The organism is Streptococcus sp. SK140 (assembly GCF_000259525.1).
Taxonomy (GTDB): domain Bacteria; phylum Bacillota; class Bacilli; order Lactobacillales; family Streptococcaceae; genus Streptococcus.
Window position 1 is genome coordinate 18,051 of the sequence record NZ_AJML01000005.1, and the last position, 10,776, is coordinate 28,826.

At 41.0% G+C, this 10,776-nt stretch carries 3 protein-coding genes; all 3 read right to left on the bottom strand.

The features are described 5' to 3' along the window. Positions 1-5 precede the first annotated feature (5 nt). The 3 genes from HMPREF1116_RS0101955 to HMPREF1116_RS03210 all read right to left on the bottom strand — a co-directional run bounded on the left by HMPREF1116_RS0101955 (position 6) and on the right by HMPREF1116_RS03210 (position 10,617). On the bottom strand, positions 6-7,037 hold the full coding sequence (locus HMPREF1116_RS0101955) for a SpGH101 family endo-alpha-N-acetylgalactosaminidase (protein ID WP_000357488.1): 7,032 nt from the start codon (positions 7,035-7,037) through the stop codon (positions 6-8). Between the two features lie 329 nt (positions 7,038-7,366). Next, on the bottom strand, positions 7,367-9,697 hold the full coding sequence (locus tag HMPREF1116_RS03205; protein ID WP_081478781.1) for a DNA translocase FtsK: 2,331 nt from the start codon (positions 9,695-9,697) through the stop codon (positions 7,367-7,369). A gap of 131 nt (positions 9,698-9,828) precedes the next feature. Continuing rightward, entirely contained in the window at positions 9,829-10,617 is a 789-nt protein-coding gene (locus HMPREF1116_RS03210) for a HEAT repeat domain-containing protein (RefSeq protein ID WP_001285300.1), read from the bottom strand. Positions 10,618-10,776 lie beyond the last annotated feature (159 nt).

The window sequence follows — 10,776 nt, forward strand, 5'->3', positions numbered from 1 at the left end:
ATTTTTTAATCTTCTTTTCTCTTTGCAAGAAATAGAGCAGACATTGCTAGACTGAGGCTGGCAAGGAAGAAGAGATGATCTGACTTGCTAGTACCAGTTTCTGGAAGTTTATCCTTCGCTTCTTGTTTAGCTGCTACTTCCTTCATTTCTGGTTTAGCAGTATCATCTGATTTCTGATCGAGTTTTTGTACTGCTGCATCCTGTGGTTTATGATCCAGTTTCTCTGTTGATGGAGTCTGTACTTGACTTCCAGGTTCCTCAGTTAATGGAGTTTGTGGTTTATGACCTGGTTCTCCTACTGATGGCGTTTGTGGTTTAGAAACTTGTTTATAAACTACTGCAAAATGTCCTAGCTGACTAGTTGTAAACTCAACTGTACCTTGACCATTTGTAAAGCTTACTGCCTCACCTGATGCAGTGTAGTATACTCCAGCTACTTCACTAGAAACTGGAAGTCGAACAAGCACTACACCCTTCGCTTGAACCTCATGCTTATCTTTATCAACTAAATGAAGAGCATAAGCATCAAATTTCACACCTTGTAGACTTTGGTCTGTTACTTTTTGAACTTTAAGATTAAGATCTGTAGCCAAATCTCTTGCTAGTCCTGCAACTACAACTCCTGTAGTCTTATCTGACAAGACACGAACACCTTCAGTTGGTTTTTCTACAGTAGGTGCGGCTTGATCACCTGCTGTTCCAATCGCACCTGTATACTCTGGTACTTCATGGACAGCGGCTTCAGCTCCATTTACACCTCCAGTAAATTCTGGTACTTCGTGGATAGCTACTTCATTTCCTGCGGTTCCCTCAACTTCATTGTATTCTGGAACTTCATGAACAGCGGCTTCAGCTGCATTCACACCTCCAGTAAACTCTGGTACTTCATGGATTGCGGCTTCAACACCATTTACACCACCTGTGAATTCTGGAAGGTCAACAACTGGCGCAGCTTCGTCACCCTTGCTTGAAGTTGGAGCTTCAGGTTTAGGTTCTGGAGTTGGTTCTGGATCTGGAGTTGGAGTAGGTGTTTGGTCTTTCAATTGGTCGAGATAATTTGCAAAGAATTCAAGCATTCTATTTGTTAAGAGATGATTATCTGTTGCAAATTTCATGCTGGCAACAACACTTGCTACTTCCTCTTGATTACTTTTATCAGTCAATTTTTGAGCTTTTGCCAAGGCTGCTTCATAGGCTGTAGTGTCAAGACCAGTTTCAGCAACCTGTGGACGAGCGAAGATCAATTCTGCAGCTGATTGATATTGGTTTTCTGTATCACCGTAGGTTCTTGTTCCAGTTAGAACAATCTTTTTAGCCTTGATAGTCTTACCAAAGTCAATATCTTTTGGTTTATTATTGTTAGCCCAATTGGTTGCATTGAAGGTATGTTCCTTACCTGTTTCATCAGTAACCACAAGAGTGACATCTCTCAAGTTACCATTTGATCCTGAACCACGTGGAACGTAACGGAAGCCAGTAATTTCAGTTGGTTCCTTCAAGACCATAGTTGCAGGTTTACCAACATCTCCTCCGCTCCATGATGTATGCCATAGGCTAGAAACGTTGCCATCAAAGGCATTTTCAAGACCTTCACCAGCCTGAGCAGGAGCTGTAAGACTTGCAAAGTCATCTGCTACAAGAGCTGTTTTCTTCATCACTAAAGCGTCTTTAAGAGCATTGACCTTAGCAATTTCAGACTTAGCTTCTTCTACACTGATATCATCATCTGCTTGACTGAGGTTGAAGACAGCTTCTTTCAAAGCATCCATTGTTTCTTTAGTGTAGTTAGTCATCGCAACAGTTGGAAGATAGTTCTTGACAGCATTTTCTGTCATCATCTTACCAGTCAAGACAATTTCTTCGATTTGAAGTCTGTCCATGATGAAGTCATTGTAGCCACGGAAGTTAGCATTACCACCTGAGTCTCCGCGAGTGTTGCTTGCATTGCCTGTAGAGTAGATACCTACCCATGTATCGCCAGTTTCCGCACCTGTTACTAGGAAGGTTGCACGTTTCGCTTTCTTAGAATCTGTCCAAGTATTTGGCAATTCATGCATTTCCAAATTACTTGCTTGTCCAGATTGGAATTCTCCCTTACCGACTACAAAGGCGTAAGTATTGTCAGATCCAGCTTCATAGTCAAATGTAATACGGTAGGTCTTGCCTGCTTCAAAGCGGAAGTTTTGTGGAATTGTTTGGTAAACCAAGTTACGACGACTTACAAGTCCATTTGTCTTGAGTGACCAATTTCCTTCGATAACGTCATCAACTTTCTTGCCATTCCAATCACGTTGTGTGTATGGTCCATGTTTTTCAGACAAGTGAGTACGGTTGTCTTCAACGCCTTCGATACCACCGATGACAAATGGGAAGATACCTTGTCCGACATTTTCAAAGTCTTGTTTGAAGACGCCTGTTGCAGTATCGTGACCGTCACCGTACATATTTGATTCATTTTCAAAGGTACGAATTTCATCGAAGTAAGTTGCTTCATCGCCTGCTTCACGACTCAAGGTCAAGGTTACGTTTGATACATCTGAACCTGTTGTGAAGAATGCATACATGTTTTGGAAGTAACTTGTGTTATCAACTGTTGCATTGCTTCGACGAGTATTGTGAGCATAGGCTTTTACATAGTTAAGTGCTAGTGACTTGTTAGTGTAGTTGGTTACTTCTTTTTCACCAGTATTAACGGTAATACTTGCTTTAGCATTACTACGGTTGTCGACACCGACATACACTGCGTATTTCGTATTTGGTTTCAAGCCAGTCAATTTTTGAGTAAGACTAACTTTTTCTTTATTACCTTGGATGCGGAGCATTTGGTTTGCACCTTGAGACTTCACGATTTCAGCCTTAGAAGCATCTCCCGAAATCTTCCAATGATCCAAAGATTCACTGTTAAATCCTTGGTCATAGATGTGCATTCCTTCACTCCATGACATTTCTGGATTTGTTTGTTTAGAACGATAGAGAACATATGGCTGATTTGCAGTGAGGTCAAGGGTAATCTTACCGTCTTTCACGGCAACTTCTTTTTCCTCAGTCTTACCTTGGTCAGTTAGTTTATAAAGGTAAACCTTACCATTTGCCCAGTCGCTAGGAAGTGTCCAAGTTGTTTCACCTGCTTCAGTATTGAAGTAGTACATTTTTTCCTTGTCACTCTCAAGCTTATTACCATTTGCATCCCAGTTCCAAGGAGTCAAGTAAGCTGAACCGTCTTGGATGACACGTCCGTTGAGCGTTACTGTACGTTCACGGTATTGTGGACTGTTGACATCATTAGATTTACGAGTTACCACAACTTTGTTATTTGCAGCATCGACCAACTCGACTTTCATTTCTGGAGTCCATTTATAGGTACTACCATTATCAGACATGGTTACTGGTTTGCCATCTTCCCATTTGCTGACTGTGAAGTGTTGGAAGTACTTAGTCATAACGTCATGAGCAAACAAGTTTGTTACATAACCGTTATAATCACTACGTCCTTGCCATCCTTCAAAGTCCTTCATGCTATAACCGCCTAGAAGTGGGTAGTCAGCTGCACCACCATAACTTCTGTAGTCACCAACCCAAGAATCTTTTTGGTGGTTACGGATAAAGCGAGTGATGGCACTGTTAATACCTTTATTTGTATAGCCACCGTATGTCAAGTCAGCTGCCCAGTGTTGGAAGGTAGAATCATATTCACCACCATGGCCCCACTCAATAGCAAAGCGCCAACCTTGTTTGTTAATTTCTTTCGCAATAACGTGAGTTGCCCAGGCACCGTTGTCACCTGATTGACCGTTACCCCATACGTCGACGTAGATGAAGTCTAGACCTTCACCCAACTCTTTCTTCAACTCTTCCCAACGAGCTAGACGCCCATGAGCGAGGTCATAACCAGCATCAATGTTGATACCTTGGTCAAGCCAGTTCCAACCGTAGCTATAGCTACCATCTGCATTTTTACGAAGAATATCTTCATTAAAGTATTTAGACTCTGGATAAGTTTCTGAAGCGTTGACGTGGATACCGAGGTGGGCACCATATTTCTTAGCTTTCTCAATAAGAGTCTTAAAGTCTTCAACACCACCGATACGTTTACCGATGTCCGCATAGTTCAAGTGTCCAGAGTCATGTCCTTCACTTCCGTATCCCTTAAGCAGTACACCTTGGCCAAGACCATCGGTATGGAGGTTGATCTTCTTGATACCATCCAAGGTCATGAGGAATGGGTTTTGCGCTTGTGAACCAAAGTTCATAGCGATACGGTAAGCAGTAATGTCTTTAACTTTTTCCCAACCTTGAGGGTTGTTCATGATGCTACGGTAAGCAATCGCACCATCTTGCCAGTCAACCTTATGGTCAGCATTGGCATCTTCAGTGATGACAACTTTTGCACTTGGAAGTTCTTGAGTGTATGCTGGGAAGACAACTCCATTGTGCGCTTTTTCCCATTGCCATTCAGAGCTATGAATTTCCACGTAGTTAGCATTGCCAATCGTATTCTTATAAGCTGTCAAACGTGTCCAGTCGTAAGAACCACCACCGTAGCTATTTTGTGAGTTACTCCATACACCTGCTGCAAGTTTGTCTGTTGAAACAAATCCGTACATGTAGCCTTTGGCTAATTCTTTCATTGGATTTGTTACTTCGATATGGTCATCACCACTGACGTGAGTATTGTTTGACATGGTTGCCCCATCAAACTTAGCTCCCGCTTGGTCGCTTGAAACAGATACCAAGGCATTTCCTAGGAAGCTGATTGAAGAAAGTAATTTACGTTCGTCATCAATCTTTTGTCCTGGTGTAACTTGGTTATGGTTGACAATCTTAGTCACATCAAAGTGAAGTTGGTTGTCCACCACTTGCAAACGAACTGTCATATCTGCATTGATGAGGTTTTCCTCATCACGGAGTTTCATTTCATACTCGGCAGTCGTTGCATTGACCTTCTTATAGGTAACTTCAGGAGTCACAGCGTGTTTATTAATCACAACTTGATTAATCGGTTGCACTTGACCTGGAAGCTTGTTGCCATTGAGGACGTACTCTTTAATACGTGGGAAGGCTTGGTCGATGACTGCTTTCAATACTGTAGATTCGATAGTGTCGTATTTGACATTGCTATCATCTACTGTGTCGCCCTTTTCTTTTTCAGCGGCTTCTTGATCGTTTTTCACACCTTCTTGATCATCAGTTTTGACATTGACAATGGTACGTTCGCTGCTGTTATAGGTTCCAGCTTTAAGAACGATTTTCTTCTCATCTTTGAGTTTGTCATTAACTGCAGATGGCAAGGTAACTGTGTCAAAGAGTTTGACATCGTTGTTAGTTGCATTGAGCTGTCCATCTGATTTAAGGCTGATGGTCAAGTGGTTCTCAGAACCATTTACTGGAGCTGCAACACGTCCACCTTGGTACCAAAGTCCACTTCCATTTGACTTGTATTCCCAGAACCATCCACCTTGGTCGTAACCTACAAAAACATTGTTATCAGTGTCTTTGAATTTCATGAAGACACCGAAGCGAGATTTACCTGTTTCAGATTCTTCTTTAAAGGTCAAATCAACAGTGGCATTTCCATTAGCATCGACTGTCAAACCATCTTTTTCAAACAAGGCTGGTTTCTTACCATTGTCATTTTGAGCAGTTGAAGCTAGTTGGTTGTAACGAACTCCATTTTCTTCACGGATTGTTACTGTTCCCTGTTGGTCTTTATTTTCAACTGTTTTCCATTCTGGAGTAACTTCTTTTGATTCAGTCGGTTTATTCTCAGCTGGTTTATTCTCAGCTGGCTTGTTTTCAGCAGGTTTATTTTCTGCTGGCTTGTTCTCAGCCGGCTTGTTTTCAGCAGGTTTATTTTCTGCTGGTGTTTCTGCTTTTGGCTTATCTTCCTTAGGTTTATCCTCTTTTGGTTTTTCTTCCTTGTCCTCAACTTGTTTATCGAGAGCATCTAGACCAGCTGGTTTCGTTGTTTCAATACCCTTGATGTAGTTTTGAATCCACTCTAGCTGAGCAGGTGAGAAGAGAATACCTCCACTACGTTTACCAGATACACCATTTTGGTGAATACCAATCAATTTCCCATTTTCATCGAAAATACCGCCACCACTAGCACCTGGTTCACTTCCTTGATAGCTAATGCCACGAACACCTTCTCCGTGATTATTAATATCCTCAACAGTTGTATTCAAAATTGGATCAAGTTCTCCTTTTGGATATCCAAATACGTGAACCTTATCTCCTACCTTAGTTGTTGCAGGCTTGTCAGTCACTTCAACTGGTGCATTTGCAAGAGGTGTACGAAGCTTAACGATTGCCAAGTCATTTTTATATCCTTTGAGGAATCCTTCACGGTCCCAGTGTTTTACATCATTTTTACTGAATTTGACGTCTGGAGCGCCTTGGTAAGAAATTGTATAAACATCGTCATCACTTTCAACATTATCAGCTACCTTACGATTATTGCCATCTGGAACATCTTTGATAAAGTTATGAGAAACAGACAAAACGAGATTTTCCCCGATAACAATACCACTACCGAGCCCAGCAGAGCTTTTAATTTCGACAGTTGCACCGTAGTTTAATACCCCATTTTTTGTTTTAGCTACTTCTTCTGGAACTAAGCTTTTATCTTCTTTTTCTAGTTCTTCTTTTGAGGCAGTGCGGCCATTTTCTTCAGCCTTATCAAGTTTTCCACGTAGTTCTTCAGGAAGAGTATCTGAAGCTGCTGAGCTTGTTGCAGTTGCAGTTTCTTTTTCTTTTGCCAGCAATTCTTCTTCAGTCTTTGGTCCTTCAGTTACTTCAGGAGAACCTTGGTCTTCACCAGGTTTTGGTGCTTCAAAGTCATGCCCATCATCCTCTTTAGCATTGGCAAGAGCTGTCGCCAAATCAGCTGGCATGGTCGCTGTTGAACCTGTTTGTGCAGAATCTGCGAGAACAGTGCTAGTTCCAAAGAAAGCTGCACCAATCATAACAGAAGCAACCCCTAATGAAAATTTCCGAATACTATATTTGCAACGTTTTTCAAATAATCCTTTATCCATCGGTTTTTTGTTCCTTTCAGTTTACCAGGTAAGCGTTTGCATTTTATTTTTAAAAAATATCCTCCTCAATTTTTAAACACTACTGGATAAACATATAATTTTTTCTATACCAATTTAATATATCAAAAACAGTTTAAAAAATCAATAGTTTAATAGGTAAAACTAGTAAAAGTAAAATCCGATTATTAGGCAAGTCTGAAACGATTTTCAGATGGCCTTATTTCTAAAGAAATCGCTATAAAAAAGGAAACTTCATCGTAAAAGTTAGACCATTTTTGACTAACTTTTCAATAAAGTTTCCATGCATTTTTATACTATTTTTACGTTTTTTATTGTTGTAAAACCTTTCGTGGCTTCGTTCCTTCTGCTGGACCAATAACCCCAGCCATCTCTAATTCTTCCATCAAGCGAGTTGCTCGGTTAAAACCAACTGATAATCTACGTTGAATCATGGATGCGCTCGCTTTTTGAGTTTCAATGACCAGAGCCTTAGCTTCTTCAAATAGCGGATCTCCACCTTCATCTCCTGTGCCAGACTCACCTTCTGTCTCAGAAACCTCTCCGGGATCAAAGCTTTCATCATAATCGGCATCTGCTTGAGCCTTGATAAAGCTAACAATACGTTCCACATCATCATCCGAGATAAAGGAGCCTTGCAAGCGTACAGGGTGATTTTCATCGATTGGTTTGAAGAGCATATCCCCTCGACCAAGCAATTTCTCCGCGCCATTTTCATCCAAAATCGTACGTGAATCCGTTCCAGAAGATACAGCAAAGGCTACACGAGACGGTACATTGGCCTTAATCAAACCAGAAATAACATCCACCGACGGACGCTGGGTCGCGAGGATCATATGAATACCAGCTGCACGCGCCTTCTGTCCAAGACGGATAATGGCATCTTCTACTTCCTTGCTGGCTACCATCATGAGGTCAGCCAACTCATCGACAATCACGACAATCAAAGGAAGAGGTACTTGTTTGTACTCAGATTGAGCGTTGAATTCCTCCACCTTGGCATTGAAACCAGCAATATTACGAACCCCAATTTTGGCAAAGAGTTCATAACGGTTTTCCATCTCATCTACGACTTTTTGAAGGGCCTTGCTGGCCTTACGAGGATTCGTCACGACCGGAATCAAGAGGTGTGGAATATCATTATAGACTGATAACTCAACCATCTTCGGATCCACCATCATAAACTTGACTTGGTCTGGACGTGCCTTCATGAGAATACTTGCAATGATACCATTGACTGCAACAGATTTACCAGAACCTGTCGAACCAGCTACTAGCAAGTGAGGCATTTTAGCTAGGTCAAAACTACGAGCTGTACCATTAACGGCTTTCCCAAGAGGAATTTCTAGCAGATTTTCAGGTTTAGTTTGCGATTGTTCCCAGAGTTCTCGGAAAGATACGGTCGCAATTTCAGAGTTAGGCACTTCAATCCCGACCAAGGATTTCCCTGGAATTGGAGCTTCGATACGGACATCTTTCGCAGCCAAGGCCAGAGCCAAGTCATCTGCTAGATTGGAAATGCGATTGACACGAACACCAACTGCTGGCTTGACTTCGTACTTGGTAACTGATGGACCGATTTCAGCACGTTCAACCGTTACCTTGATACCGAAACTCGCAAAGGTTTCTTCCAAAATTTTGATATTTTCTCGTACGATTTTCTTTTCTTTTGACTGATCTTTTGGTTTATCAGGTGCAAAGAGTTGCAAGCTTGGAAGTTTGTATTCCAAGGCTTTTTTAGCAGAAAAATCTACCTCAACATCCTCATCATCTAAGAACTCAGCTTCCTCTGGAATATCAACTTCGTTAGGAAGATCATAGTCTGCTTGCGGGAGAATAATTTCAGGTTCTACCCATTCTTCCTCTGGAAGGGGTGGTAAATCATCAAAGTGAACAGGGGAAGCTTCTAAAATCTCGCCAGTTTCCATATCAACAGGAGGTATATCCAATAAGGCTTGCTCTGCTTGTTCTTTTTCTAGTCTTTCCTGTTCCTCTGCTTCCTTACGAGCTTTTTCTTCTTCCCGTTTGATGAAGCGTTCTTGTTTCTTCAGCTCGCGTCGCTCCATCCAAAGTGCAAAACGTGCTCCAAGAAAATCAGCAACGTCATAGACAGACCAGGGACTAACTAGAAGAGCACCGATCAAGATTAAGATGGCTCCGATAAAGTAAGTACCAATATTTGAAAAAAGAAAGGCGACTGGAATATAAAGGGCAACACCTAGCAGTCCTCCTCCAGCAAAGCTAGTCACACGAAAACCTGTCAAATCTGTCAAAACTTGGGCTAAAGTCCCCTTAAAGACAGACTGCTCTATGCCATATTTCCATACAAGATAAGCTTCAAAAATCAGCAATAAGCCTGAAAAAACGCAAAGAAAACCTGAGATCAGACCTTCTTGCTTCCGAATCCATTTGAAGAAAAAAAGATAGACTAGGACGACAAAAATGACCAGATAGGCCAGACTTCCTACTAATAGACGAATGAGATTATAAAGGGTGAGTCCCACTGCTCCTAATTTCAGGGCAGCGAACATTAAGCAAAAAGCTATGACTAAGGAAATTAACATCCTTTGGATAGCTTGCTTTCTTTCTAATTCAGCTTTTGACGGTCTCCGTCTTGTTTTACTTGTATTTTTGTTTGCCATGCTTCTATTATACCATATTTCAGAAACATCTAGAGAAATCAAAAAAATGACTGCATCTACTAGACACAATCATCTTTCGTTGATAATTCTGAATTTTCTATTCTATATGATTTTTCAACAACCTTGTCTCACTACTTCTTCAAAAATCTAATTGCTGATTTTCTTGCCTTCTCAATCTTTTCGATTTCCAACTTCTCTACAGCAGATGTAGGAATCCATTTTTTCCCAAATAAAACTTGAGCTGCTTCTATCATCAGAGCACAAGCCCGAAAGTCCTTTTCTTCTGCAATAGCTTCACCAAATAAATCCTTTGTTTTCTCCATCAAGACTTCTTTTTCAACTTGATGAAAAGATAATTGCATCAAACTACTGGCAGACCAGGCACGACAAAGTGCATCTTTGTCAGTCAAGAGATGTTGTCCTAAGATTTCTATCTCACTTGTTGAACCGATCCAACCAAGGGCAATGATTAACTTTCTACGATTTGAAGCTTCTGAACTAGGTAAAAGAGAGATTAGAACAGGAAGTACTTGCTTGCAAGAAGACGCATAAAAATCTCTATGTCTTGTTTTGGAGAGGATCTTCGCTAGAAGATATACAATCAAAACGCGTTGACTCTCTGCTTCCTTTTGATCGAGAATTTCCAAAAGATAATCGATTCCCTCCTGCCCATGCTGGTCAAAACTTGCTTCAAAATTCAGTTCAGTTTCTTCCTCCCAATCTTTGCAAATGAGCTCAAAATGAAAGGCAAGTTCTGGACTTCTGCCTAAATCAGCTATAAAATGAATTCGTTTAGAATCAGGAAAATTCTCCTCCAGCAAGCTGGCATAGGTCTCTTGTAACTCTTCTTTTGTAAGATTTTGGTGAGGGATATTTTCTTTCACTAATTTGTCGATTTCTTCTTTTCTAGAATCACTCATGACACTTTTCTCCTCTAAGGTATTTGTAGAACTTTAGCATTCTGTCATTTATACTCTTCGAAAATCAAATTCAAACCACGTCAGCGTCGCCTTACCGTACTCAAGTACAGCTTGCGGCTAGCTTCCTAGTTTGCTCTTTGATTTTCATTGAGTATTAAA

What these genes read in the sequence shown, in the direction of transcription:
- HMPREF1116_RS0101955 (WP_000357488.1), bottom strand. Translation starts at nt 7,037, where the DNA reads ATGGATAAAGGATTATTTGAAAAACGTTGCAAATATAGTATTCGGAAA.
- HMPREF1116_RS03205 (WP_081478781.1), bottom strand. Translation starts at nt 9,697, where the DNA reads ATGGCAAACAAAAATACAAGTAAAACAAGACGGAGACCGTCAAAAGCT.
- HMPREF1116_RS03210 (WP_001285300.1), bottom strand. Translation starts at nt 10,617, where the DNA reads ATGAGTGATTCTAGAAAAGAAGAAATCGACAAATTAGTGAAAGAAAAT.